The following is a 25,873-nucleotide window of genomic DNA, read 5'->3' on the forward strand; positions in this document are numbered from 1 at the left end:
GCTCTAGCTTAGTTGAATCAATTAATATTACCAACCGCTTTTCTTCTAACACAGTGGTGTGAACAAATAATAATCAATATCAATAATCAGCTGAATTAGCCTGTCCAAATCAGTAAAAAATAAATTTTGATGAGCAAACCTGCTGTTAACACGCTTTTAACACCCGTTTAATCTTATATAAATAAGGGGCGATTAATAATATCTGAGTATTGAAATTGACCTATTTCAAATTAAAAAACACTTAAAAAAGCCCCGCTTGCAAAATCTGGAAATAAAATTATTTTATATAATATCAAGGGTTTACGTTGTTCAGTTGTCGGCTTTTACTATTGGGGTGGTGGCTTGGTTATATAGGTAGGTACTTAATAAATTGAATAGAATTCTATTTGAAATACTTGGTTGTTATTAAATCAAGTAAATATTTTCAAATTAACCACTATTGAAAGCGTAAACTTTTAGTTACTTATTCCCTTATGAAATATATTGAACTTTTATGTAATAGGCTAATACAACGAGTTGACCACAGCACTACGATGTGTTTATTATTCAGTGCGAGGTTCACTACCTTACTAATAAAAAGTCGCATAAGCGACAAAACTAACACTATTTAATAGTGGTCCAGGGAGACATACATGTATACAAATTCAAAGTTAGCGAAGTCAATTCGCATGGCTCTAGCTGTCGGTGCTGCTTCAACAGCAGTATTGGCTCCTGCAACAGCTGTTGCTCAAGATTCAGCTGGCGTAGAGAAAATCTCTGTAACCGGTTCTCGTATCCAACGTACCGACCTTGAAGGTGCATCACCTGTTATTTCTATCAGCGCTGCTGATATTAAAATGGAAGGTGACTTCTCAGTTGCTGACGCACTTCGTAGCAGTTCTTTGAACTCGTTCGGTTCTTTCTCAGAGCGTTCTGGTAGCTCTGCGCAATCACAAGCAACAATTAACCTTCGTGGTGCTGGTTCTCGACGTACTCTAGTTCTATTAAACGGCCGTCGTTTCCCAGGTTCACCTACGCTAGGTGGTGCTTCTGCTAACCTTAACGCAATTCCTTTTGCTGCTGTTGAGCGTATCGATATCATGACTGAAGGTGCTTCAGCGGTATACGGTTCTGACGCAATGGCTGGTGTTGTAAACGTTATCTTGAAAGATGACTATGAAGGTTTGACTTTCTCTGGTGGTTTAGGTCACCGTGATAACGACGAAGGCACAACTTCTAAAGAATTCTCAATCGTAGGCGGTGTGTCTAACGATAAAGGTAACATCACATTTGCTTTCGATCACCAAGAGCGTAAAGGTATCTCTGACGGTGCTCGTGATTATACTAAAGCAAAAGCATCTGACCTAAACGGCGACGGTGTAATTCAGTATGAAGAGACAAGCGGTTATTCTTTCTACGGTGCTAACTTAGTTTCACCAGATGGCAGCCAAATGCAAGCGTCTCTTATCTGTGATGACCTAATCTCCGAATATGGCGATGCGTTTATCAAAGCAAACGCTGACCAAGCATATAGCCCAGGTTCAACTGGTTGTTTCTATGGTTATGCTAACGTTTCTTTCAACACAGCATCTGTTGACCGTAATACAGTATACGTAAACGCTAACTATGAAGTTGCTGAAGACATTGAATGGTTCGGTCAAGCAATGTTTGTACAAAACAGTTCTTTCGGACGTTATGCTCCTCCAGCTGCTCCTTGGAATGGCGTACCTGCTGATAGCCCTCATAACCCTTACGGCGAAGAAGTATTCGGTTATTTCCGTTGGGTTGATATCGGTACTCGTGACGGTAACGTTGATGACTACAACCAAGATTATACTACTGGTCTTCGTGGTAACCTTGATTGGAATGACGCATCTTGGGAAGTTTACTTCCACAATAACGTTGCTGACAACAAATCTGTTGGTGAGTACTACTTAAGCTACGGCGGTCTAGCTTACAATGAAGCTAACGATATCGACCTAGGTTCTGAAGAAGGTGTTGCAAACATGAAAGCAACTACTTTGCAAAACTCTAAGTCAACGTTTAACCAATGGTATGCTGGTATCGGCTTTGATATGTTCGAACTAAATGGTGGCGCTGTAGCTCACTATTTTGGTGCTGAATATATGGAACAAACTTATGCAGATATTTACGACGGTCAGTCTGAAGCTGGTCTAATCGGTGGTTCTGCTGGTAACAGTGCTCAAGGTGAGCGTGATATCACTTCTTTGTTCTATGAGTCAATTTTACCAGTAACTGACGAAGTGGAAGTTAACTTCGCTGTTCGTTACGATGATTACTCAGATTTTGGTGATAACGTTTCTCCTTCTGTTAAAGCTCGTTGGGAAGTAGCAGATGGCGTTGTACTTCGTGCATCTTATTCTGAATCTTTCCGTGCTCCTGGCTTGGATGAATTGAATGCTGCTACAACATTTAGTGCTGAAGCTGCAACCGATTACCGTCAATGTGAAGCTAACGGCATAGAAGCTGTTAACTGTAACGAAGGTCAATTCGATACTTACTACAAATCAAACTCTTCGCTAGGTGCTGAAGAATCTGATTATGTGAACCTTGGTGTAGTTTGGGATGTAACTGATGAATTTGCTGTTAAAGTAGATTACTTCAAGCTATCTATCGATAACGTTATCCAAACTAAAACTGTTGATAGTCTTTTACTTGATGAAGCGGCTGGTTTGATTACAGCTAAATCACCTGGCGACGATGTTGATAGCGACACATTCTACTTAGTTCGTGTTGACGGCGCAGATGGCGGTCGTTTGCTAGAAGCTGGTACTGGTTATTTCAACGGAACTGGTTTTGAAATTGAAGGTGTTGATTTAACTTTCACTGGTATGTTTGAAACTGAATTCGGTGATTTCCGCTTCAACAACGTTAACAGCTTTATCTTGACCTATGAAGAAGAGTTGGGTGGCGTTACTGTTGATACTGCGGGTTGGTCTGGACAACCAGAGTTCAAATCTGTAGCTACAGTTTCTTGGTCTATTGGCGATCATTCTCTAGCTTGGAATGCTACTTACACTGACAGTACTACTGAAGCAGAAGTTTTATCTGACCCAGATGACGATGTTACTACTGACAACAGTGTATGGTTAACTTCAGGTAAGCTTGATAGCTGGTTAATCCATAACCTTACTTACACGTATAACGCTGGTGAGTATGGTGCGATTACCCTAACTGTTAACAACTTGACTGACGAAGATCCAGTGTTGTCTTCTGCAGGTACTTGGGATGACCAAGACTTGTATAACAACTTTGGTCGTGACTACCGTATAAACTATACAATTAGCTTCTAATTCGATAGTTTCTAATACGCTAGAAACCAAGTGTTAAAATTGAAAAGGCCGATTTTTATCGGCCTTTTTTATTGAAAATTTATAGTGAGGTAACCTTTGAGTAGTTATTGGAGCCAATATTGGCAACAAGGCCATATGACGTCTTTTGGCAATGATTTTTCTGACAATTATACCGGTGCACTAAAATCCCTTTGGGAAGAGGTGTTCAAAGCAGTAGCACACAACAACAAGGTTTTGGATATAGGTACGGGTAATGGTTCTATTATTGCTCTAGGTATCCAAATTAATCCTAATTTATATTTTACTGGTTTGGACAGCGCTAAATTATCTCTACCTGAGATTTTTCAGAACTTAGACAAGGTAGACTTCATTGAAGAAGCTTCAGCTGAAGATATGCCCTTGCAAGACCAGAGTTACGATTGTGTGGTATCTCAATTCGGGATTGAATATTCTAGTTTACCGAAAAGTTTGTCTGAGGTATCAAGGGTAATCAAACCCGCAGGGCAATTTCACTTTGTTGTACATGAATGTGATTCGACTATCGTTAAGCCAAATATACACATTCTTAATGCCGGCAAAGCGCTTTTAAATAGTGAGGTTATTGATAGTCTTAGAAAACTCTTTAATGGACTTGCGAAGTATGGACAACAATCTGCAATTACCGATCAGCTAAGACAAAAATTAAATTCTGATATTGCGAGTATTGCAGCAAAACATGCTTCTGGCTTGCAGGGTACAAACTTTCCCGTTTTCCTAAAGCATGTGATGAATCCCAATTTTGAGTTGAAACAACGTAAAAGTGATTTGAAGATATTTTTAAATGAATTAGACGGTCAAATTGTCAGGCTTTCCGATCTTGTTGAAGCTGCAATGAACGAAACAAAACATCTTCAATTAACTACACTGCTAAAAGAATATGGTCTGGATTTACTGAATGACGAACACATTTTTGAGAATGGTAAAATGATAGGGCGATATATAAGTGGCACTAAAGCAAACTAATAAACTTATTGAACCCATTATTATTTTGTCGGCGCCTCGAGCTGGCAGCACTTTATTATTTGAAACTTTGGCTAAGCATCCCGATCTTTGGACTGTTGGAGGAGAGAGTCATCAAATTATCGAACATATACCAGCGCTGAGTACGGTTGCTAGAGGATATGTATCGAATAGACTAGATAGTGATGATGCGGATGATGATACGATTCAAACCCTACAAACAAGGTTTTACCAAGCAGCAAGAAAAGCAAATGGACAGACTAACGCAGGTTCTGAGCAGCAAATTCGCTTACTTGAAAAAACCCCAAAAAATGCGCTGCGTATTCCGTTTTTACTTTCGGTATTCCCTGATGCTAAATTCATTTATCTAGTAAGAGATCCGCGTGAAAATATTAGTAGCATCATGGATGGCTGGCGCTCCGGTCGATTTGTGACCTATCCCGAGATTACAGCTACGGATTCTAGATGGTCATTTTTGTTGCCCGATGGTTGGCAAGATTATAAAGCAGCCAGTAAAGCCGAAGTAGCGCGGTTTCAGTGGCAAGCCGCTAATGATGCCATCCTCAACAATTTATTGCAGCTACCAACAAATCAGTTTGAAGTCGTGTCCTATCAAGATTTAGTTACACAGCCAATGGAAGTAATTGCTAGATTGACCGAATTTTCTCATTTATCACCGTTTTCCCAAAGTTTGCAACGCTTACCTTTATCTCGTTACACATTATCGCCGCCTAACAAAAATAAGTGGAAGCGCAATCAAATTGAAGTCCAACAGCAATTACCACATCTACAGAATACATTGACTAAAATTAACAGCTTGCTGAAATGTAGGGGATTAAGTCAACTTGATCTAATTGATACGAATTTTGATGCTGTTGTAGGCCAAAGACCGAGCGCAGCAATACAAAACAGTCCAGAATTCCCCAAAGTATCTCGCAATGCTCTGTGCCCTTGTGGTTCAGGGAAAAGGTATAAGCAATGTCACGGTATTATTGTAAAATAAACCTTCAGCTAGCTTAGCAGTAAGATAACACTAATGGAAAGACAGCTTTGAAACTTAAACACGAATTCATTCAGCTTCCTTTGCACTTTGACGAAAAGCGTTTACAAACGGAAATCAATCAGCTTGATCGCAGTTTGTGGGCGCCTCATCACGAAGGGTTTAAAGGTAACCTCTCTATCCCTCTAGTGTCGTTGAACGGTCAGTTTAATAATCTGTTTAAGGGACCTATGGCCGCTACGTCTGTATTGGCTGAGACTCCTTATTTAAAGCAGGTTATCGCCAGTTTTGGAGAAGTGATAGGTCGCTCGCGTCTGATGGGGTTGGAAAGTGGTTGCGAAGTGCCTTTGCATTCAGATATTAACTACCATTGGTATAAACGCGTCCGTATTCACATTCCCATTGTGACTAATCCTAATGTGGTCTTTTATTGCGGTGATAAACAAGTGCATATGAAAGCCGGCGAAGCGTGGATTTTTGATTCGTGGAAGTACCACAGAGTTGATAATCAAAGTGACTTATTTAGGGTACATCTTGTTATTGATATCTGTGGTTCGAGTAATTTTTGGAATATGGTTGAAAATGGTCATGTACCCTGGCTGAATGATGCTTTTACCCAAGAGCAGATTAAGCATGTGGCATTTAATCCGCACAGTGACGGGAATTTTAGAAGCGAACGTTTTAACACGCCATTAGTCCTTTCTCCCGGTGAAATGGAAGGCTTGGCTAATGATCTTATTTCAGATTTGCGCTGTGTGAAAACTAATCCCCGTCAGCAACGAGATGAGATGATTCATAAAGTCCAAGCATTTTGCTATCAATGGCGAGAACTGTGGGGCCTGTATGGTTTGACAGAACAAGGCTGGCCTTCATATCACAAATTACGTCAGCAGGCCTATGAAGGTGTTATGCATCTTGAAAGCAGCTTAGAGCTTAGTAACGGCACTCAGGCGACGCGCATGTTTTTGCATTGTATGATTGATCCGGCGTTAAATGTGGAAGTAAAAGACAGTTATCTAGACAGCCCAGCCGATGACAATCCCAACATAAATGTTGGCCAAAATACGTCACAACAGGGCAGACCTGCAGAGGCTTCTGCTCACAATGAAAATAAAAAAAATGACCTTCCTGAAAAATCAAAGTTAGGTAGGAATGATATCTGTCATTGCGGCTCTGGGCGCAAATTCAAACACTGCCACGGTAAACTTACTTAGACTTTAATGTGATTATCTGTGCTCAAGTGCTTGATTACTTTGGCAGTATTCTAGCTCAACGTTGATTGAATGAGTGCTTTCAACGAGTCCATTTGTTGTTTAAATTGCGGTAAATATTGAGCATAAGCATCAGCACTTCCAAGGGCGTTTTTATGAATTGGTTGGCGAACTTGGCTAGCGCTTGGCGTTAACACTGGCTTATCCGATTTGAAAAATTCAAAACATGCATTCTCTACTGGCAAACCACAGAATTCGAGCAGTTCAGTAATATTCTTTTGCGGCTCGGATACCAACTTAGCGTAATCTAAATGATATATTTTTTCGGGGAATTGCTTAGACCAATGTCCTATTATCTTGACGTACCCAGATACATAACTTTCAATTGCTGCTAAATTGAAACTGAAGTCATTTCCATGGCTAAAATGCTGACGGTAGACGCTCATCGCATTATCGAAAGGATCTCGAATTAAATTGATGATTTTTGCATTTGGAAACAAAGCTAAAATTAAGGCAATGTGTAAATAGTTAGTGGGGTTTTTATCAATAATGTACGGATGTTCTTCAGTTAAATAAGCTTTAGCTTGCTTTAGGTAAAATCCAGAATAGCGTAAACGTTGCTCATCCGTCATGTTCAACAGGCTTTGTGAATAGCCTTGTTTGCGACTCAGTTGCATGGCGATTCTTTCAATGTAGGGGAGTTCATCGGTTGCCGCTACTTGAGAATGGCTAGCCAAAATTTGTTCCGTTAAAGTCGTACCAGAGCGAGGCATACCGACTATAAAAATGGGAGTCACAGACTCTCTAGTTAACGGCTCTATATTTTGTGATACCGGAGTATAGTGACTCAATTCGTTTATTAACTGGAGGTAGCCATGTTGTTTAAAAGGACGTAGTTGCGACAGTTTAGCGTTGGCGGCTGTCATAAACTGTAAAGCTTGTGAGTACGACTTCTGTTGGGCCATAGCATGACTTAACGCAAACTCGATTAATTCTGGCTTATTTTCTGGCTGTCCTTGTGCGATTTTTGCCAGCTTGTCCTGCATATCCTCAATTTCTTGTGACCTGAAAACATAATTTTTAAGGTCCGCTAAACCCCAATAACCATAGCCACTGTTAGCTGGATCTTGGTTAATATACTTTCGATAATATTCAGCTGCTTTTGGGGTGTCGCCAAAGGCTTTGTAATTATGCCCAAGATTTAGCAGTAATAGGGGATCTGCAAAATTGTTTTGCTCGCAAACTAAAGCAAGCTCAATAGCAGCTTGTATCTGTCCTATTTTACTTAAGCATAAACTCTGATTGTATTTGATTTTCATATCTAGTGGATGCAACGCAATGAGTTTATCCAGGACTTTATTCAGTAAAAAATACAACTCCAACTTATTTAAGTGCCCAGCCAAAGTCATTAATTGGCGTTCACTTAAATCATGTTCATCCACTAACCCTATTAGCAGATCCAAAGCAGTGTCAAATTGGCCTTCTGCAGCCTCAATTTGATATCTGATTATCAATGCATCTGTTTGTTTTGGCTCTTTACGCAAAATCTTATTCACTGCTAACCGGCTCGAAGTAAGTTTGCCGTTGGCTAATAATTGCTGTGCGTCATGTAATAGTTGTAGGGTTCTTTGCGACAAAATAGACTCTGGATTTAATCTTGGGTTGGATTTCATTAAATGGTATCTTACCTTGATTCGCAACTCGGTTGATAGCCACTTGTAACCTGATTTTATTACCTGATTCTTATGCAAAATCCAAATTTAGGCGCGCAACAACGTTTGAACATGGCCATGCAGTTAATGCATAAAGGCCAATTTGAACAAGCTCTAACTCATTTCTTGATTTTAAAAGATCTGGGCATTAAAGACTTTCGATTATTCAGAGCCATGGGGTCTGCATATGAGCGTTTAGGCAGAGACACTGACGCTAAGCGGTATTTTTCCGAGTCTTTGCTGGGCAACCCGAAACAAGTGGATTTGTACTATGCGCTAGGCAAAATCGCTTTTCGCGCTAACCAATTTAAGCAAGCCCTGAATCACTTCAAACAGTGTTTGTCATTGGATAATAAAAGTCCGCAAATTTGGCTAAAGTTAGGACAGACTTATTTCTATTTGCATGAGCTGGAATTAGCAGAGCAGGCATTTTTAAAATGTGAGGATATGCAAAGGGATTGTGTTGACGCAAAGCTCGGGCGAAGTCGTATTTTACAACAGCGCAATGAACACGCTACTGCCGAAAAACTATTACATTCTCTTTTACAAACAGAGCCTAATAATTTACTGGTTGTATCTGAGTTAGCTTGGTTGAAGAAACACCAAGGACACTATCAACAAGCAGCGGAGTTATTCTATAAAAGGCTTACTATCGCCCCTGAAAATCCTGAATCTTATGAAGACTTGGCACTGGCATACTTAGATTTAAACTTGCCGGAAAAAGCATTGAATATTCTTCAACAAGGTATCGAAAAATCGCCAGATAATCGTAAACTGAACCAAGTATTTAGTTCCTTAAAATATGAAATGAATGATGATAATCATCTATCTCACTATAGCCGACAGCCAATCGAAACAATGCCGGACGGATTAATTGTCGATTATATAGTTGGTTTAGTGAAAGTCGATGAACTTGCGCTAGCTAATCAGCTTGTTGATAAGCTACAACTTAATTCAGATAAAAAGCATGTAGCTAATAGTCTGCAATTAATATTATGGGAAAAAGAAAACAAACACGAATCTATTGTTAGCTATTTAAACGCTAAACAGTCATCGAAAACAGCGTTGTCGATGACTGAAAATGAAAAATTGGTTAAGGCCTATCTGGCTTTAGATGAAAATCAGCAGGCAAACAAATTGCTGGATAAGATGCTCCTATCAGCGCCTGATGACCAATTGCTTTGGGCGCTTAAAACCACGGCATTAAGACAGTTAAAAAGTCCTGAATATGAGCGTCTTTGTGATTATCAAAATATGGTATTCAAACACCCTTTAATGCTTGCGGATCATAATGAGAGTATTGAACAATTTAGTCAGCGCTTACGTGTTGCGTTAGATGAAATTCATGTAAGCCAGCGGAATCCTCTGGATCAATCTCTGCGGCATGGAACACAAACCATGGGCAATCTGTTTGGACATCAAGTCCCGGTTATTCAAGAACTCCGGGCGGCTTTGAAACGAACGATAGATGCTTTATTGGTTAATCTGGTTTTAGATCCCAATCATCCATTTTATAAACATGCTGGCAAAAGTATTGAGTTTTCGGCAAATTGGTCGGTTAAGTTAACCGATAAAGGCTTTCATGTTTCTCATGTGCATCCAAAAGGCTGGCTCAGTAGTGCTTTTTATGTACATATCCCTCCGGTTGTCAATGATTCTAGTAAACAAGGCTGGTTGCATTTTGGCAAACCTGGTATTAAATTAGCGAATGCACTTGAAGCTCAGAAATGGGTAAAACCTGAAGTGGGCCAGTTAGTTTTATTCCCATCCTATTTTTGGCATGGCACAGAACCTTTTCATGATACGCAAGAAAGAATGTCTGTGGCGTTTGATTTATTGCCCAATAATTCAGCAAAATGAATTATGCGTTAGATGAAAAACTGACCTAAACTAAGTTTATAGACTTTCGTATAAATGGTCTTACCAGCTCTTTATCGCTATTTTTGAATAAATTGTCGTAATTACATTATTTTTATTCACAAAATAGTTGAATTTTTTATAGAAAGTGTAATATGAAAATGCTGCTCGAAGTCCTATATACTGTGGTAATGCGGTTTTTTTTATGCTTCTTTGATTATAAAAACTACCGTTAGTCACTAAATGCTAAAGTGTGGCATACGATATCTTGACAACTCGATAACTTCCGTGTGACCATTCGAGTGCAATAGTGTTAAATCTGTTTAGGAATAACACTATAATCCTAAAAATAATTATATAGCCCCTTGTCAGTGAACTTTTCACCTAGACTGGGATTCATAACAAGAAAATTGGTTGGGAACTATGTCCAAAATGAGCAAGAGAACCCTTATTGCCTCTACCGTTATGGGTGCATTTGTACTTGGTAGTAGTGCAGTCTCTGCAGATACATTGAATGATCTTCATAAAGAAGAAGCTAAAATCCATGTTGCTGCAGCAAAATCTCAAGAGAAAATTGATAATCTCTTTCAACAATCACAAGAACTTTTAGTAGATTATCGTGCAGTTGTAGACGAAACAGAAAATCTGAAAGTTTACAATGATTATGTTGCAACTCTAGTTGCTGACCAACAACGCGGTATCGATTCTTTGCAAAGACAAATCGACCAAATTGATGAAACTAAGCGCGGTATCGTTCCTTTACTTTTCAGAATGATCGACAGTCTTGAAAAATTCATTGAAGCTGATGTTCCAATTAAAATGGCAGAGCGCAGAGCGCGTGTAGAACGTTTACGTGATGTTATGGGTAACTCTAACGTTACTGTTTCAGAGCGTTTCCGCCAAGTTATCGAAGCTTACCAAATTGAATTGGATTACGGTTCGAAGATTTCAGCTTACCAAGGCAACATGACTTATAACGGTACTGACATTACGGTTGATTTCTTTAACCTAGGTCGCACCGCATTAATCGCTTTATCTCTAGACCAAAAGAATGCATGGATGTGGGACACTGCAGAACGCACTTGGGTCGAGCTAGGCAGCGAGTACTTAGAATCTAGTATCGCAGCAGTTCGTATGGCAAGAAAACAATTGCCAGTTAATCTAGTTAAACTACCCATTCCAGCTGCGGAGTAATAAGAAATGAAATTAACATTTAAATCCGTATTCGCTGCAACAGCAGTAACACTTTTAGCATCTGGTGCGCACGCTCAGTCAACACTTGATCAATTACTAGATGAAGTGAAGCAGAATCGTGTTTCTGAAGCCAGACTTGATAAAAAACGTGAAGCTGAGTTCCAATCAGCTCGTGCAGACAAACAAGCTCTATTAAGAAGTGCTCAAGCAGCATTGAAAGCCGAAGAAGCTCGTGGTGATCGTCTTGCTAAGCAATTTTCTGATAACGAAGTGACGTTAACAGAAAAAAGCACAGAACTAGACATGGCAACTGGTGACCTTGGTGAAATGTTTGGTGTTGTTCGCCAAGCTGCATCTGAGTCTTATGGACGTATCGCGACATCAATTGTTAGCGCTCAGTTCCCTGGTCGTGCTGCATTCCTAAAAAGAATGTCAGAAGAGTCTGAAGGTCTTCCAAATATCCGCGAATTAGAAGATATGTGGATTGCTCTTCAAACTGAAATGACTGAGTCAGGTAAAATTGCTCGTTTCAATACTGAAGTAATCAACCTTGAAGGTGGTTCTTCACAACAAGAAGTCGTGCGCGTTGGTGCATTTAACTTGGTCGGTGAAGTAGGTTACTTAGTATATGATGATCAAGAAGAAAAAGTTCAACCTTTAGGTCGTCAACCAGACGAGTTCCAAGCTGAAACAGCTCGCGAACTATACGCTTCTACTTCAGGAATTATTCCTACTTTTGTTGATCCTTCAAGCGGTGCGATTCTTGGCCTATTGAAACAGAAAGCAACATGGGAAGAGCGTTACCATGCAGGTGGTCCAGTTGGATATACAATCACTGTAATGTTGGTGATTGGTTTGTTGATTGGTTTCTACAAAATCATCACACTTACACTTATCAGTGGCAAAATGCGTTCACAGTTAAATAATCCTGGTTCTCCTTCATCATCCAACCCACTTGGACGTGTATTAAAGGTTTACAACGAAAACAAAACTGCTGACACTGAAAACTTAGAAATGAAGTTGGATGAAGCTATCCTTAAAGAACTTCCTTCTATTGAAAGTGGTATTAACATCATTAAGATTTTTGCTGCTATCGCTCCGTTACTAGGTCTACTAGGTACGGTACTTGGTATGATCGCTACCTTCCAACAAATTACGTTGTTCGGTACTGGTGACCCAAGATTGATGGCTGGAAGTATTTCAATGGCATTGGTAACTACAGCTCAAGGTATTATCGCGGCTCTTCCGCTAATCCTTATGCACAGCATCGTTGCTGGTCGTAGTAAATCAATCGTGCATATCCTTGACGAACAAACTGCGGGCATAGTAGCTGCTCACGCAGAGTCGGAGAAAGCATAATATGGCTGACCTGATTGGATTATGGGATTCTGTCAGGGAGTTTATCGCGACAGGAGGCGGGGTGTTATACCTCGTCGCTTTAGCGCTCTTTCTCATGTGGGTGTTAATGATAGAGCGCTTTTGGTTTTTAAATTCTGTGTATCCTAAGATGAGAAAAAATATCATCAAAGATTGGGATGCTAGAACTGATACCACCTCCTGGTATGCGCATAGAATCCGTGACGCTTGGATTTCACAGGCTTCAGACAAACTAGGCAGTAACATGTTACTGATTAAAACCTTAGTGGCAATGTGTCCTCTAATTGGTTTGCTAGGAACAGTTTGGGGCATGATTAACGTATTTGAAACTATGGCGACGCAAGGAACCGGTAATGCTCGATTGATGGCAGCTGGTATTTCAATGGCAACAATTCCTACTATGGCAGGTATGGTTGCAGCTTTGTCTGGCGTTTTCTTTAGTTCTCGTTTGGAATCAAAAGTTAAAATCGCCAAAGAGAAGCTGATTGACAGCCTTCCTCACCATTAAGAGAGAAGTTTATGGCTCGTAAAGAACGTGTACCAGAGGAAGATGCAGCGATTGATATGACACCGATGCTCGATATCGTGTTTATCATGCTTATCTTCTTCATTGTAACCACTGTTTTCGTTAAAGAAGCAGGGATACAGGTGAATAAACCCGGCGCTAGCCAGGCGTTTTTATCTAAAAACGCTAATATCTTTATTGCTGTCACGGAAGACGGTGTAATTTGGATGGATAAGCGCGAAGTTAAGGTTGAATCTATTCAAGCGAACCTTGAAAAGCTTTTGGCCGAACAGCCTTCAGATGTTGTGATTATTCAAGCAGATGAAAAAGCTGAACATGGTATTGTGGTGAAAGTAATGGATCAAATCAAAGCCGCAGGTATCGACCAAATCTCAGTAGCAGCTAGAGGAGCATCATAATCATGCGAGTAATTTTCTCTATATTGCTTGGTGCCGTCGTTGCTTTTGCCCTTTTTGTGGTAATGGCTAAGTTGGTTGCAAATTCTTCGCAACCAGCAAGTGAAGTACCTGAGTCACCTGTTATTGATATTGTAATGTCGGACCCAGACGAAGCAACACAAACTCGTCAACGTGTTCCACCACCACCACCTCCTCCTCCTCAGCAACCGCCTAAAATTCAGCCGGTTGAACCTGATGTGGAAGACGCAAATGCTGATGGCGTAAGCTTTAACATGCCAGCTGTAGATGTTGGTGGCGCATCAATTGATATCGGTGGCGTTGGTAATATGCAACGCGATGGTGAAGCAACTCCGATTGTTCGTATTGAGCCTAAGTACCCAGTGCAAGCCGCTCGAGATGGTAAAGAAGGATGGGTTATTTTATCTTTCACTATCAACGAAGTAGGCGGTGTGGACGATGTTGATGTTTTGGATGCAGATCCTAAACGTATCTTCGACCGTGAAGCTAAACGTGCATTGCGTAAGTGGAAATACAAGCCAAAAATCGTCGATGGGAAACCTGAAAAACAGTTCAATATGAAAGTGCAATTGGACTTTAAATTGGATCAAGGCTAATGAAAAAGTTTGTATTAAATGTTACTGCGATAGCAACTCTAGGTGCCGCTACATTGCTATCAAACACAGCAGCAGCTCAGTCGGCACCGGTAGCTTGTGCAGATTACAAGCGTGGCACAACCAATATCGTTGGTGAGCGCGTTGGTAAAAAGATTCAGAAAGCGCTTGAAGAGTATAATAACGATAATATCGATGGAGCTTTAGCTATTCTTTATGAAGTTGATGCTAAAGACGGATACGACAAAGCGTTTACTGATAATTTTATCGGCAAAATGTTGGCAGGTCAGGATGGTAAAGGAGCTAAGGCTCTTGAGTATCTTGAAGGATCTGTTAACCCAAAAGCACTCAACGACTCTGAGCATGCTAACACTGTGAGACTTGTTGCAGACCTTAGTATGCAAGAGAAGGAATATGCTAAAGCTGTTAAGTATTATGAGCAGTGGATGACCTTCACTTGTAAAGAAGATCCAGACATCTATACACGTATGTCTCAAGCTTATTATGAGCTAAAAGATCTTCCTAAGATGGTTCCACCTGCTGATAAAGCGATTGCTTTGTATGAAAAACCTAACAAAAACCCTTATGTTTTAAAGTTGCAATCATTTTACGAACGTAAAATGTATCCGGAAACTGTCGCCGTTGCTGAAGAGCTAGTGCGTACTTTTCCTGAAAGCAAACAGTGGTGGTCACAATTAGGCTTTTTCTACATGTTAGTTGAGGACTATAAAAAAGCCCTTTCTACATTTGAAATTGCATACAATCAGGGTTACTTGGCTAAAAAGTCTGAAATAAAAGCATTGTCACAATTATACGCGACTAATGAAATTCCATATAAAGCAGCTGTGCTTTTGGAAAAGTATATGAAGTCAGGTTTGATAGAAGAGAGTGAACAGACTTTATCGAGTCTTGCTAACTCTTACCATCAAGCAAGAGAGTATAAAACGGCAGCTAGCTATTATGAAAAGGCAGCTAAGATAGAAAACGACGCTGATTTATATCGCAAGCAAGGTATATTGTTACTTGCGGCAGAAGATTACAAAGGTTCAATAAATGCTTTACAAAAAGCGCTTGATAATGGAGCAGACCAAACTGGTCGAATTCATATTGCGATGATGGAAGCAAATATTTATACCGGTAACTTCCGTCAAGCTATGGTTCATGTTCGTGAAGCGAAGAAAGACAAAAACGTTGAACGTACTGCTAGAGCTTGGGAACCGTATATTAAAGAAAAAGCGAAAAATCGCGGTATTAAAGTTTAACTTTAAGATCTCGATAGCAATATTGTTACCTTTAAAAGGCTTCTTAATAGAAGCCTTTTTTATTGCTCTCTCACTATTCATAAATGTAAGCCTAATTAAAAGATTTTTGTAGGTTTTTTAGGTTTATTGTTGATAGCTAATGGTTTTTAAATGTCCTCAATCTTATCTGATTTTTTTCATCTCTGGTTTTTTTGGGTCACTTCATCGGCCTGTCGTTTACTCTAATTTATTGTTGTTTAATTCGGATTGTTGAAATCAAGTTAGCGGATGATGCTGAAAGAACCGTGTTTATCTTAGCGATATTTAATGGAAGTAGAGCTTAATTTTTAATGAGTTTTTTTAATTGTTCTCGAAAGTAACTTTCAATTTGTTTTTTACCTGCTAACTTGTAGTTAGTACATAGCTGAGGATAGCTGTTTTTAGCGACTATCACATCATTAATAAATTTCCACCCATGGATGGCCTCTTCATCTAGAGTCTGCAAATTTATAGAAAGACTTTTTATCCAATTGAATACAGCAAACTCAACTGCAAACAGAGGGCGATTACCTGCAATAAATTGGGTCATTAAATTATGCCAATACATTTTCATTTTATGACTGTCATATGGCTGTGCAGATTTTTTTAATTTAAGGTTGTTGAATATTAGTTCAACTAAAGCAGGGGAAAGCGTTTTTAGGCGGTAATCTTTTTGATAGTGTATTTGCTGAGTGCAAATTAGGTTTAAAAATTTGCTAATCTGGTTAGCATTACAAGACAATGGTTTGAGCATAATTGCACTGAATTCTCCACTTGAAGCGTCTTGTTTAATACCAAGTTTTACCAACTGAAAATCATTGTTGTACCAAAATAGCGCGAGCTCTTTTGTTAATCCAAACGAACTACCTAAAAAATCTACCTTATGTTCTTCTGCAGATCTTTGTATATGGGCTAACAGCTGCGAGCCCACTTTTTTATGCCTATATTCTTGTTTGACTGCTATTCTAATCACGCGTATACAGCGCTTTAACAAGTACTCTGGATTATTATTATCAAATGCTAACCGTTGCGGAATTAAGTGGCCAGGGATGCGTCTACTGCCTTGGGCAATGTCTATTGCAATTGGAGTTAGATCTTCCCCTCCCTCTAAGGCGGTGAGGGCGACTCCTATTGGCTCTGCATATTGATTACTAAACACGTGAATGTGTTGATCTCCATCCAACATTCTAACCAAATCGTCTGGTGAAGTTTGATAATGGGCATCAACTAACAATTCAAATACCCCTTGTAACAGCGATGGATGCTTGATTAATTGTGCTCCATTATAAACCTCGTAAACCAATTCATTGGAAGAGTTGGAAATACTCTGGTATTCAGTCAACCGCTTGGATACCGAACTCTGGGTTGTGGTTTTTAGCGCCATTACCTTATGCCAAAAGGCTTCAAGAGGATCATTTTCGAACCAGCGAATAGGTGTGTGCAACATGAATTCACGAAAGTGTGCAAAATGGGTTCTTAAAAAAGGTTTAAAGCGTAACTCAAAGCCTCTGCCGCTGCCTTCATAACCATGAATTGTTGTACTGAGAACTACGTTTGGATAAAGCTGAACTAATTTTTCTAACACTTCTGAGGGCAATGAGGCGGCTTCATCGACGAATAACCAATCGGCTTTTGGTTGGGTTTGAATAATTTTATCGAAAGGAACATACGCCAAGTGATTAGCTAAAATTTGTTTAATATCTCGGCTAGGGTCATTTGTTTTTAAAATTTTCGAAGCTTGTTCAAATATTTTTTGAGTCATGGAACGATGGGCTGACGTCACTAAAAATGTGGTATTCGTTGACATGATTAATTGTCCAGCTGCAATTCCTAAAGCAGATGATTTTCCTCTGCCTCTGTCTGCAAGAACGACTATCTGATTGTTATCTTTAGAATATGCAAACTTGATATATTCCACCAACTGAAACTGATCAGCAGTCATACATACTTCATCTTGAAAATGGCTTTTTTTCAATTCGGTTGTTTCTGCTTGAGTTAGTTGCAATTGTTGTTGTTGCCAGATTGAAACGCCAGGGAAGGTTTTAATATGCTCCACTAACCATTCTATAAATGGCGAGTGAGGACGGCTTGTATTAGGCACTAATCCTTGAACTGTACTTTGCGTATTGCCATTTTGTGACCAAGCATCTAGTTCTGGGCAAAGTAATATCATCAAGCCGCCTTTACTCACACAGCCGCTCAAAGCGAGTAGGGCATTGCCTCTAATATCAGCAAAGCCATCATATACCACCCATTCGAATTCTTGACCTAAAACGCTCCTATATTGCTTTGATTCAATATTTTTTACAGAATCAATATCACCGACACAAATTCTCGATGTTGGAGCATGTGCAGTAAGTATATTTGTTATCGATTCTTTAACCCACTCCTGCGATCCGGATATAACCAACAACTGTCGGTGACCGATATTGCGTCTGCGTTTCTCAAGCCAAGTTAATACTTCTAATGTCATATGCTTTTTTAGTTGAATTCTTGATATAGTTCAACTCCCTAGTGTATTGGATAAATTTAAGGAATACGAATGCGCTTTCTATCTCGAAGGTTAGTGATGCCAGGAGATTTAAATTATGCTGACGCGTTATTTGGTGGTCGAGCATTGGAATGGATTGATGAAGAAGCTGCTATCTATGCTATTTGTCAGTTAGAAACGAATGTGTTGGTAACAAAGCATATTGGTGAAATTACATTTGAATCTCCAGCGTTAAAAGGAGATGTAGTAGAATTTGGTCTGGCGACTAAAAAAGTTGGGCGTACTTCGATAACTATAACCTGCATGGTTCGCAATAAGGTGACCAAAAAAACCATATGCGTGGCGGATGATATTGTATTTGTCAGTTTAGATCCAACTACCAGAGAGCCTGTGCCTCATGGCAAAACGATTAAAGATTTGGAACAACAAACCCAGCAAGAATTAAGATCATTGAATTTAAGTGATTAGCTTCTTGTAACGTTATCCAAACTCAATTTGTTTGAGATAAAAATGCCGCTGACGTTTTTGAAGTTAGCGGCATTTTTTATTCTATAAACTTGCGGCAACTATTTTTCTAACATCTTCAGGCGTAATGTTTTGCCTTTCACCTATTTTAGTTTTGCCCGCTTTTTCGAGTCTCGAAGCAACCTTATCGGCTACATCACTATCAATGTCATATTCAGATAGGGTGGTCTTGATTCCCATATCTCGGAAAAATTGTTCAGTTTTTTCAATAACTAAATTGATTGCCCCTTCTTCATCATAGCGGCTTAATCCCCAAACTCGCTCTGCATATTGAAGCAGTTTTTCCCGTTTGTGTTCACGCTGATGTTGCATTACACGGGGTAAAATAATTGCAAGGGTAACGGCATGATCTAAATTATAAAGGGCTGTTAACTCATGCCCTATCATATGGGTAGACCAATCTTGAGGTACTCCAGCACCAATCAGTCCACTTAACGCTTGTGTCGCATTCCACATTAGATTCGCACGCAATTCATAATCTTTAGACGTGAGCACCTGCGGCCCGATATCAATTAAGTTGCTTAAGATCGATTCCGCAAATCGGTCTTGAACACTCGCATTTACGGGGTAGGTTAGATATTGCTCAATAACATGTACAAATGCATCTACCACACCATTTGCCAGTTGGCGTTCCGGTAAAGAGTAGGTGACTTCTGGGTCTAGTACCGCGAATTGAGGTCTAACATGTTCCGACATGAAGGGTAATTTAAGATTATATTCTCGACGAGTTACCACTGAGCTGGTATTGGTTTCAGTACCTGTCGCTGGGAGTGTTAATATGCAGCCAAGACTTTTAGCACTTTTAACTTTTGCACCCTTAGCTAAAATGTCCCAAGGATCGCCTTCGAAATCTGTGGCTGCGGCGACAAATTTAGCTCCGTCGATGACTGAGCCACCTCCAACTGCGAGAATAAATTCTACGTCTTCTGATTTCACCATTGATACGGCTTTCATCAATGTTTCAAATTCGGGGTTAGGCTCCACCCCGGAAAATTCACACCAATCGTGCCCCTCAAGTTGTTCAATAACTTGTTGATAGATACCGTTGTTTTTGATACTTCCACCGCCGTATATCAACATGATTTTGGCACTGGGTAGTAAAGTGGATAATTTACTAATACTGTCTTTTCCAAAAACAACTTTAGTGGGATTGTAGTAGATAAAATTTTGCATTTTCAAATCCGAAATTATGTAAAGAAGCTGAAAAGTGTCGATTAACTATATTGAACCACTAAGTGAGAAATTCAAGTTGAATGTATGAATTAACCGTCATTCATCAGTTCTATAATTTGCCTTATTGGCAGCGTAGTTTTACAAATTCAAAATATTCAATAAGTTAACTTGCGTTTTTAATTGGGGAGTCCGAAGCTTTCGACAGTATTAATTTTGCATGCGCAATCCATACCAATTTCAAAAAACAGCAATATATTCATGGCGATTCCATTACGCCCTTGCTATCATCTCGCCGTTCAAGTTAAACACTAACTTGTTACACCAAGGGGTGCTCTTTGCTGAGATCTAATTTATTGGAAACCCTTATACCTGATCCGGATAATACCGGCGTAGGAATGGTCATCAAGAACTTCTTAAAGCTCTCCATTTACTGCCGAAATACCGGATCTTTTCATTAATTAGAAGAGATCCAAATGAAATTAAAATTTCCTTTACTTTACACAACCTTATTAAGTGCAATTCCTGCATACGCGTTAGCAAGTGAAAATCTAGAAGTGATTACTGTTACCTCAGACTTCAGAGAAAACGATATTCAGAACGTCACTGCCAGTGTCAGTGTGATATCTGAAGAGGTGATTGAACAACGCAATGGCTTTCATCTTGAGGATATTTTAGGGGTAGGTGCCAATATTAACTTTAGCAGTGGCGCTTCCCGAGGACGTTTTATACAAATACGTGGAATTGGTGAACGTAGTCAATATTCTGAACCTAATAATCCCTCAGTAGGATTGTTAGTAGATGATTTTGATTTTTCTGGATTTGCCGGCATCGGCACCCTGTTCGATGTTGAACAAGTAGAAATTTTGCGTGGACCGCAGGCTACTGAGTTTGGCGCTGCGGGTATGGCTGGAACAATTAAAATCAAAACCGCCGAGGCAAATGAGCAGCAACAAACAAAATTTCTTGCCACTGTTGCTCAGCAAAATACTTGGAATATTGGTGCAGCTTACGGTAATCAAATTACTGACAAACTTTTCTATCGTGTTGCCATCAACCAGTTTAAAAGTGACGGTTTTATCTACAATCAATTTTTAGATAGAGATGATACCGATAACTTAGATGAGTTGACTGCGCGTTTGAAGCTTAAGTTTCTAGCAACCGATAACACAACCATAGATTTTAATTATCAGTATTTTGATATTGATAATGGCTATGATGCGTTTTCACTTGATAATGATGGGGTTACTCGCTCAGATGAGCCTGGTGTTGATACGCAAGAAACCCATGCTTTTGGCATAAAAGCGAAGATTGAATTTGCAAAATCTACACTTATTGGTTCATTGAACCACACTACATCAGATTCAGTGTACGGCTATGATGAAGACTGGACTTATGTGGGCTTTCACCCTTGGGAATACAGCTCGACTGATTACTATTATCGTGAGAGGGATTTAACCAGTGTTGATTTGAGAGTTGTTTCAAATGACAACGGATTGATTTTTGATGATAGCACGCAGTGGCTAATTGGTTTTTTTGCTCGTGATATTGATGAAAATACGCGCAGAAATTATACCTATGCAGAGCAAGACTTCACCAGTCAATATGAACCTCAAAATTTGGGGATATATGGTCAAACCGACACCCAGCTTACGTCAAATCTAAATTTAAGCGTTGGTCTTAGAGCGGATCGTTTTGAGATGGATTATATCAACAATGACGGTTATATCGAGCAGCAAACGGATACCATGCTAGGTGGTAAAGTTGTTCTTAAATATTCAATAAATCAAGCATCTGTGTATACGAGTGTTTCGCGAGGGTATAAAGCAGGTGGATTCAACCCTGACCAACGGGTAAGCGAAGCAAGTCGTTTATTTTCTCCTGAGTACAACTGGAACTACGAAGTTGGCATTAAAGGACAAGCCTTTGACGATCAACTCTTTATGCGAGTTGCACTTTTCTACATGGATAGAGAAGACACCCAAGTTAGTGACTATGACGTGCAAATCAGCGAAGAAGGTATTCCGAGTTTTATTGATATCATCGGCAACGCAGATGTGGGAACCAACAAAGGTTTAGAAGTAGAACTTGATTGGCAAGTATCCGAGTTGTTAAACCTGACTGCTAATTATGGTTATCTAGACGCTTATTTTGGAAGTTATACCCAGGCCGACGGCACCTATATTGATAAACAATGGCAAGCCCAAGCGCCAAAAAATTCATTTAACTTAGCTGCTGTCGGGTATTTATCTCAAACTGTAAGTGTGCGCTTAGAAGCGGATGGCAAAGACAACTATCGTTTTTCCGATGGGCACGATGTGGAATCACCTTTCACGGTTTTAGTAAATGCGCAATTACGTTTAGATTGGCAGGATTGGACGTTTTCTCTATGGGGTAAAAACATACTGGACCGCGAACATTACGTTAGAGGGTTCGGTGGTTTTAGTAATGATCCGCGAGACGGATATGCGACGCCTCAACCTTACCTGCAACTTGGCGATGGTCGTCAATTCGGACTTACCGCAAGCTTACGTTATTAATCAAATTGGACACTAATTATGAAATCAGTAGTTGAAATATCGTTATATCCACTTAACCAAAAATACTTAGCACCAATCCAAGACTTTATTGACCGACTCAATAGTTATTCGCAGTTGACGACATCAACGAGTGATACCAGCACCATAGTGCGCGGAGATATGACTGAGTTAATGGGCATCTTGAATACCGAAATGCAAAAAACCTATGAACAAGTTGGTCAAGCGATATTTGTTTGTAAATTCTTAAATGGCGATGCTATGGGTGAGTCTAAGTAATGGAAGACCTGTATGTTGTGCTAGTCGAACAGGTTAGACAACAATCGGTACTAGAAGTAGTAGCAGTGACTTTTTCACTGCTCTACCCTTGGTTAGCGGCGCGCCAAAATATATTGTGTTGGCCGGCTGCTCTGATTAGTACCACTCTTTACGTTTATATTTTTTGGGAAGTCAGTTTGCCCTTCAATAGCCTGCTTAATATGTATTATTTAGTGATGGCAATTTATGGTTGGTTGAGATGGCAAAAAACAACTCAGAATGATGTGCTTAAAGTGTCCGTGGTTCCGCTGGTCGTGCATTTATGGATGGTCTCTTTGTTAGTTGTTATGGGGTTGGCATTGCCTCATCTTGTAACACTTTCATGGCAAGGAAGTGATTTGTATCTAGATGCTTTTGTGACAGTTTTCAGTGTCTATGCCACCTATTTAATGGCTAACAAGGTGCTTGAAAATTGGCTATTTTGGATTGTCATCAATACATTCGCAGCATATCTATATTTCATCAACGGATTGTTACTGACTGGCGTAATGTTTATTTGGTATTTTGGCTTAGCAATTTATGGATATATTAAATGGAAAAAAGCCTATAAAGTCGAATCTTTGCCAGAGGAAGCCTACCAAAAAATCTAACTTGAGTCGGCAGCATAGCAAGAGTATGCTCAGAATGTCAGATTAAAGGAAAGAAGATGAAAAAGGCCCGAATCATCGATGAGTTAATAGCCAGTCAACTGTTTGGACAACACTTGTCTTTGGAGCCTATAAAGGGTGGGGTGGTAAACTTAAGTTATCGCCTCACTACATCATCTGCAGTTTACTTTTTAAAAACCTTTGAATTAAATCATATTACACCAACCGATCGGCAAGCCTTGTTTATGCAGCAACAACAACTGAGTGAACTTGGCATAACCTCAACACCTATTTACCTGTCTAAAGCCCATGATTTTCAGGTTGAGTCTTGGGTAGAGCACGTTTCACTATTCAATATCAACAAACCAAAATCCGAGAAAATTCAGTTATTAGCTAAAGTATTGAGTGATATCCACCACTTACCGACAGTCGCGACTTCAATCGATTTGCCCAAAGACTGGATATTGTATTTAAATGCGGCGAGCGTTTCAGATCTCGATTATTGGCAGAATCGGATTAACCAATGTAAACCGGATTGGATTGAGACCCATAAATGCGACCAGGTCTTATGTCACAATGACTTAGCCATGGAACATGTTGCAATAGGAGAGTCTTCTTTAGTGTTTGATTGGGAGTACGCTTCTTTAGGAAATCGGTATTTTGATCTAGCTTCATGTGCATTGATTAACAATATGGAGCTTCACGAAATGTCAATTTTACAGCACAGTTATGCAAAATTTTGTGATCTTAGTGAAGATTATGTATTCGAGCAGTTTCAAAAACAATTTCCTATTGTGCAATTAACTTATGACCTTTGGAAAGAAGCGGCAAAAACGGTTTTATTAGACGATGGGAATAGCTAAGTTCGAGTAAAGTGAAGAATTTCTGCTAATTAGCACTTCAAACTACTTTACCTTTTTTTTTCCATGAGTATAATGCTGCTTCTTCTGCAGGGGTGTAGTTCCAATTGGTAGAACAGCGGTCTCCAAAACCGACGGTTGGGAGTTCGAATCTCTCCACCCCTGCCAATTTTTCTGTTAGTCTTGAAGAATGAACGAGCCTACCCCAAAACCACTCAGCAAATATCAAGCAGCCATGCTCACTCACATGGGAATTGTACCGTGGCAACTAAAAACTAATAGTCAAGATGTGGCTCAGTTAGACAGTGAAGTAACGACTCAAAGCAATGTTTCAAGTTCGGCACTTCAATTACCTAGCCAAGAGCAAAAGCAAGCAGGCTTGCAAAGACTAAGACAACAAATTGAATCAAAGCGTAAATCTGCTAATAACGGTCTGTTGTTGTGTATGCCTGAGACCGCGAATAACCAACTGTTAGCAGATTTGCTGTTGTATGCAGATTTATCTATCACTCATTGTATATTCGAAGAAAATGCTGATCCTAACGATTACGTTGATTTTAAGTTAGCTTGGCAAGTAGGTGATAAACTATCTCTTAATGGCTTGGTATTGACGGCGCCAACTCCGGACAAAATAAATTCTAGCCAAGATAAAAGACAACTGTGGCGAATTTTACATCAAGTATTTTAATTTGTTATGAATAGTCAAATTCAACAAATAGACAAAGCTAATCATTTTGCGGCTTTTCGCGTTCAACAATCCTGTCATCTTAATCCTTGGTCTGAGTCGGTCTTTTTAGACAGTCTAACAAAACCTTATTTTGCTTATCAGCTGGTAGTTGATGAGCAAGTAATAGGGTATTACATTGGTCTTAATGTGGCTGGTGAAGCTACATTGATGGATCTGGGGGTGAGTGGCGATTACCGCGGAAAAGGTTTAGGTCAGCAGTTACTTTCGCATTTTATTCTACAGTGTAAGCTACGCAACTGTGACGAGATATGGCTGGAAGTGCGAGAGTCCAATCAAACGGCTGTGCAACTCTATTCAAAAAATAATTTTAGTTTTATCGAAATTCGAAAAGACTATTACCCAACTAAAACAGGCCGTGAAAACGGCCTGATCATGAAAACGACTTTAGTAAAATAAATTTATTTTAATTTATCTTACTGCAGCACTTTCTAAATTCATTTGTTGGCTGGCATCTGAACGATCCATTGCCATTTGAACAATTGCTGATGAGTTGAATTGACACCCATTACACATTGCGATGAATTGATTCATGCTTGGGCTACCAATATTCTTTTCCCAATTTTCATAAGTTTTTCTAGTTTTAACATTTGCAAGTTTAGCCATTTGAACAGTTGTTAAACCAGCTTCTAAACGCATTTTCCGCAAATCACTACCTGTTATATACATAAGGTTCCTACTCCATTTATTATTATATATGTAGCAAACAACAATTGAATTGGCGTATTAATAATTATTGTCTGCCTTAATTTTCAACATATTGTAAGCAACGTTTTGTGGATTGAATTCCACATGGTGTAAAAAAACATCCTAAATATATAACTGTTTGTTTTTTAAAGGTAAATAATTTACCGTTAAACAAATTTTAGCTGAAATGCGGGTTGAAACGGGGAAGAAGGTACTTTTGTCATGACAAACAAGCACCTTTCTGAAACGAATTGAGCATCAAAGCAACAGGATTTCACTTTGTTCGAATAATTTAAACACGAAATTATTCATTACTATTCACTACCGATAATGGGAACTAAGTTACTACTTTAAAAACTTACCTATTTCTAAACATGTATTCTTAAGTTTGCATATATCTAACTAGATCACTGATTTTTAGACTTTTAATAAGCTCAAAATGCTGTCGTACCAAGAGCTTGCTTGAGTTGTTTCAGCAATAGGTGGCTTCTGTTT

Annotated in this window: 22 protein-coding genes, 1 tRNA gene and 1 riboswitch; of the genes, 19 read left to right on the forward strand and 4 right to left on the reverse strand. The window is 39.4% G+C overall.

What is annotated here, in order from left to right; genetic code table 11:
* The first annotated feature begins 632 nt into the window (after positions 1-632).
* The 4 genes from ABWV72_RS14875 (at position 633) to ABWV72_RS14890 (ending at position 6,506) form a co-directional block, all read left to right on the forward strand.
* Positions 633-3,293: a TonB-dependent receptor domain-containing protein gene (locus ABWV72_RS14875; RefSeq protein ID WP_353371441.1), complete on the forward strand. Its 2,661-nt coding sequence runs from the start codon at positions 633-635 to the stop codon at positions 3,291-3,293.
* 96 nt (positions 3,294-3,389) lie between these two features.
* Positions 3,390-4,295: a class I SAM-dependent methyltransferase gene (locus tag ABWV72_RS14880; RefSeq protein WP_353371443.1), complete on the forward strand. Its 906-nt coding sequence runs from the start codon at positions 3,390-3,392 to the stop codon at positions 4,293-4,295.
* Positions 4,276-5,295, forward strand: a complete 1,020-nt coding sequence (locus ABWV72_RS14885; protein ID WP_353371445.1) for a sulfotransferase — start codon at positions 4,276-4,278, stop codon at positions 5,293-5,295. Before ABWV72_RS14880 ends, ABWV72_RS14885 begins: the two co-directional genes overlap by 20 nt.
* Positions 5,296-5,342: 47 nt before the next feature.
* Positions 5,343-6,506, forward strand: coding sequence for an aspartyl/asparaginyl beta-hydroxylase domain-containing protein (locus ABWV72_RS14890; RefSeq protein ID WP_353371447.1), 1,164 nt, complete (start codon positions 5,343-5,345; stop codon positions 6,504-6,506).
* Between the two features lie 50 nt (positions 6,507-6,556).
* Here the strand turns inward: ABWV72_RS14890 and ABWV72_RS14895 are convergent, their stop codons facing one another.
* Positions 6,557-8,176 carry a tetratricopeptide repeat-containing sulfotransferase family protein gene (locus tag ABWV72_RS14895; protein ID WP_353371449.1) on the reverse strand — a complete coding sequence of 540 codons (1,620 nt, stop codon included), beginning with the start codon at positions 8,174-8,176 and terminating at the stop codon, positions 6,557-6,559.
* Between the two features lie 72 nt (positions 8,177-8,248).
* Here ABWV72_RS14895 and ABWV72_RS14900 point away from each other — a divergent pair, with 72 nt between their 5' ends.
* The 7 genes from ABWV72_RS14900 to ABWV72_RS14930 all read left to right on the forward strand — a co-directional run bounded on the left by ABWV72_RS14900 (position 8,249) and on the right by ABWV72_RS14930 (position 15,440).
* On the forward strand, positions 8,249-10,075 hold the full coding sequence (locus tag ABWV72_RS14900) for a tetratricopeptide repeat protein (RefSeq protein WP_353371451.1): 1,827 nt from the start codon (positions 8,249-8,251) through the stop codon (positions 10,073-10,075).
* Between the two features lie 429 nt (positions 10,076-10,504).
* The gene (locus ABWV72_RS14905) at positions 10,505-11,266 is read left to right on the forward strand and encodes a DUF3450 domain-containing protein (protein WP_216050120.1); all 762 of its coding nucleotides are present in this window, start codon (positions 10,505-10,507) and stop codon (positions 11,264-11,266) included.
* A 6-nt stretch (positions 11,267-11,272) separates the two neighbouring features.
* Positions 11,273-12,625: a MotA/TolQ/ExbB proton channel family protein gene (locus ABWV72_RS14910; protein ID WP_216050121.1), complete on the forward strand. Its 1,353-nt coding sequence runs from the start codon at positions 11,273-11,275 to the stop codon at positions 12,623-12,625.
* A 1-nt stretch (position 12,626) separates the two neighbouring features.
* On the forward strand, positions 12,627-13,151 hold the full coding sequence (locus ABWV72_RS14915) for a MotA/TolQ/ExbB proton channel family protein (protein WP_216050122.1): 525 nt from the start codon (positions 12,627-12,629) through the stop codon (positions 13,149-13,151).
* Between the two features lie 11 nt (positions 13,152-13,162).
* Positions 13,163-13,567, forward strand: a complete 405-nt coding sequence (locus tag ABWV72_RS14920) for an ExbD/TolR family protein (RefSeq protein WP_216050123.1) — start codon at positions 13,163-13,165, stop codon at positions 13,565-13,567.
* Positions 13,567-14,181, forward strand: a complete 615-nt coding sequence (locus ABWV72_RS14925) for an energy transducer TonB (protein ID WP_216050427.1) — start codon at positions 13,567-13,569, stop codon at positions 14,179-14,181. Before ABWV72_RS14920 ends, ABWV72_RS14925 begins: the two co-directional genes overlap by 1 nt.
* Positions 14,181-15,440 carry a tetratricopeptide repeat protein gene (locus tag ABWV72_RS14930; protein ID WP_342807346.1) on the forward strand — a complete coding sequence of 420 codons (1,260 nt, stop codon included), beginning with the start codon at positions 14,181-14,183 and terminating at the stop codon, positions 15,438-15,440. The genes ABWV72_RS14925 and ABWV72_RS14930 overlap by 1 nt, the downstream gene beginning before the upstream one ends.
* A gap of 319 nt (positions 15,441-15,759) precedes the next feature.
* Here the strand turns inward: ABWV72_RS14930 and ABWV72_RS14935 are convergent, their stop codons facing one another.
* Positions 15,760-17,931, reverse strand: a complete 2,172-nt coding sequence (locus tag ABWV72_RS14935; protein ID WP_353371454.1) for a tRNA(Met) cytidine acetyltransferase TmcA domain-containing protein — start codon at positions 17,929-17,931, stop codon at positions 15,760-15,762.
* 69 nt (positions 17,932-18,000) lie between these two features.
* On the opposite strand from ABWV72_RS14935, the gene ABWV72_RS14940 reads away from it, so the two are divergent.
* The gene (locus tag ABWV72_RS14940; RefSeq protein WP_216050126.1) at positions 18,001-18,417 is read left to right on the forward strand and encodes an acyl-CoA thioesterase; all 417 of its coding nucleotides are present in this window, start codon (positions 18,001-18,003) and stop codon (positions 18,415-18,417) included.
* Positions 18,418-18,498: 81 nt separating this feature from the next.
* Here the strand turns inward: ABWV72_RS14940 and ABWV72_RS14945 are convergent, their stop codons facing one another.
* Positions 18,499-19,647 (reverse strand): iron-containing alcohol dehydrogenase, encoded by a 1,149-nt coding sequence (locus ABWV72_RS14945; protein WP_342807350.1) that lies wholly within the window; start codon positions 19,645-19,647, stop codon positions 18,499-18,501.
* 314 nt (positions 19,648-19,961) lie between these two features.
* Positions 19,962-20,060, forward strand: a riboswitch (TPP riboswitch).
* A gap of 60 nt (positions 20,061-20,120) precedes the next feature.
* Here ABWV72_RS14945 and ABWV72_RS14950 point away from each other — a divergent pair.
* The 7 genes from ABWV72_RS14950 to rimI all read left to right on the forward strand — a co-directional run bounded on the left by ABWV72_RS14950 (position 20,121) and on the right by rimI (position 25,090).
* Complete coding sequence (locus ABWV72_RS14950; protein ID WP_342807352.1) at positions 20,121-22,184, forward strand: TonB-dependent receptor; 2,064 nt, start codon at positions 20,121-20,123, stop codon at positions 22,182-22,184.
* Between the two features lie 18 nt (positions 22,185-22,202).
* Positions 22,203-22,460, forward strand: a complete 258-nt coding sequence (locus tag ABWV72_RS14955; protein WP_216050129.1) for a YkoF family thiamine/hydroxymethylpyrimidine-binding protein — start codon at positions 22,203-22,205, stop codon at positions 22,458-22,460.
* The gene (pnuC, locus tag ABWV72_RS14960; protein ID WP_303499431.1) at positions 22,460-23,089 is read left to right on the forward strand and encodes a nicotinamide riboside transporter PnuC; all 630 of its coding nucleotides are present in this window, start codon (positions 22,460-22,462) and stop codon (positions 23,087-23,089) included. Before ABWV72_RS14955 ends, pnuC begins: the two co-directional genes overlap by 1 nt.
* A 56-nt stretch (positions 23,090-23,145) precedes the next feature.
* Positions 23,146-23,949 (forward strand): phosphotransferase, encoded by an 804-nt coding sequence (locus ABWV72_RS14965; RefSeq protein WP_353371458.1) that lies wholly within the window; start codon positions 23,146-23,148, stop codon positions 23,947-23,949.
* Positions 23,950-24,037: 88 nt separating this feature from the next.
* A tRNA-Trp gene (locus ABWV72_RS14970) sits at positions 24,038-24,114 on the forward strand.
* 22 nt (positions 24,115-24,136) lie between these two features.
* Complete coding sequence (locus ABWV72_RS14975) at positions 24,137-24,634, forward strand: hypothetical protein (protein ID WP_216050132.1); 498 nt, start codon at positions 24,137-24,139, stop codon at positions 24,632-24,634.
* 6 nt (positions 24,635-24,640) lie between these two features.
* Positions 24,641-25,090 carry a ribosomal protein S18-alanine N-acetyltransferase gene (gene rimI / locus ABWV72_RS14980; RefSeq protein WP_303499429.1) on the forward strand — a complete coding sequence of 150 codons (450 nt, stop codon included), beginning with the start codon at positions 24,641-24,643 and terminating at the stop codon, positions 25,088-25,090.
* A gap of 12 nt (positions 25,091-25,102) precedes the next feature.
* Here the strand turns inward: rimI and ABWV72_RS14985 are convergent, their stop codons facing one another.
* On the reverse strand, positions 25,103-25,360 hold the full coding sequence (locus ABWV72_RS14985; RefSeq protein ID WP_216050134.1) for a helix-turn-helix transcriptional regulator: 258 nt from the start codon (positions 25,358-25,360) through the stop codon (positions 25,103-25,105).
* Between the last annotated feature and the right edge of the window lie 513 nt (positions 25,361-25,873).

Origin of the sequence: Aliiglaciecola sp. NS0011-25 (assembly GCF_040370605.1) — a bacterium.
Classification (GTDB): domain Bacteria; phylum Pseudomonadota; class Gammaproteobacteria; order Enterobacterales; family Alteromonadaceae; genus Aliiglaciecola; species Aliiglaciecola lipolytica_A.

Excerpts from the sequence above, each read along its gene's own strand:
- ABWV72_RS14910 (WP_216050121.1), top strand. The coding sequence starts at position 11,273 with ATGAAATTAACATTTAAATCCGTATTCGCTGCAACAGCAGTAACACTT.
- ABWV72_RS14945 (WP_342807350.1), bottom strand. The coding sequence starts at position 19,647 with ATGCAAAATTTTATCTACTACAATCCCACTAAAGTTGTTTTTGGAAAA.
- rimI (WP_303499429.1), top strand. The coding sequence starts at position 24,641 with ATGAATAGTCAAATTCAACAAATAGACAAAGCTAATCATTTTGCGGCT.
- ABWV72_RS14965 (WP_353371458.1), top strand. The coding sequence starts at position 23,146 with ATGAAAAAGGCCCGAATCATCGATGAGTTAATAGCCAGTCAACTGTTT.
- ABWV72_RS14955 (WP_216050129.1), top strand. The coding sequence starts at position 22,203 with ATGAAATCAGTAGTTGAAATATCGTTATATCCACTTAACCAAAAATAC.
- ABWV72_RS14905 (WP_216050120.1), top strand. The coding sequence starts at position 10,505 with ATGAGCAAGAGAACCCTTATTGCCTCTACCGTTATGGGTGCATTTGTA.
- ABWV72_RS14985 (WP_216050134.1), bottom strand. The coding sequence starts at position 25,360 with ATGTATATAACAGGTAGTGATTTGCGGAAAATGCGTTTAGAAGCTGGT.
- ABWV72_RS14935 (WP_353371454.1), bottom strand. The coding sequence starts at position 17,931 with ATGACATTAGAAGTATTAACTTGGCTTGAGAAACGCAGACGCAATATC.
- ABWV72_RS14930 (WP_342807346.1), top strand. The coding sequence starts at position 14,181 with ATGAAAAAGTTTGTATTAAATGTTACTGCGATAGCAACTCTAGGTGCC.
- ABWV72_RS14895 (WP_353371449.1), bottom strand. The coding sequence starts at position 8,176 with ATGAAATCCAACCCAAGATTAAATCCAGAGTCTATTTTGTCGCAAAGA.
- ABWV72_RS14940 (WP_216050126.1), top strand. The coding sequence starts at position 18,001 with ATGCGCTTTCTATCTCGAAGGTTAGTGATGCCAGGAGATTTAAATTAT.
- ABWV72_RS14915 (WP_216050122.1), top strand. The coding sequence starts at position 12,627 with ATGGCTGACCTGATTGGATTATGGGATTCTGTCAGGGAGTTTATCGCG.
- ABWV72_RS14875 (WP_353371441.1), top strand. The coding sequence starts at position 633 with ATGTATACAAATTCAAAGTTAGCGAAGTCAATTCGCATGGCTCTAGCT.
- ABWV72_RS14950 (WP_342807352.1), top strand. The coding sequence starts at position 20,121 with ATGAAATTAAAATTTCCTTTACTTTACACAACCTTATTAAGTGCAATT.
- ABWV72_RS14975 (WP_216050132.1), top strand. The coding sequence starts at position 24,137 with ATGAACGAGCCTACCCCAAAACCACTCAGCAAATATCAAGCAGCCATG.
- ABWV72_RS14900 (WP_353371451.1), top strand. The coding sequence starts at position 8,249 with ATGCAAAATCCAAATTTAGGCGCGCAACAACGTTTGAACATGGCCATG.
- ABWV72_RS14920 (WP_216050123.1), top strand. The coding sequence starts at position 13,163 with ATGGCTCGTAAAGAACGTGTACCAGAGGAAGATGCAGCGATTGATATG.
- pnuC (WP_303499431.1), top strand. The coding sequence starts at position 22,460 with ATGGAAGACCTGTATGTTGTGCTAGTCGAACAGGTTAGACAACAATCG.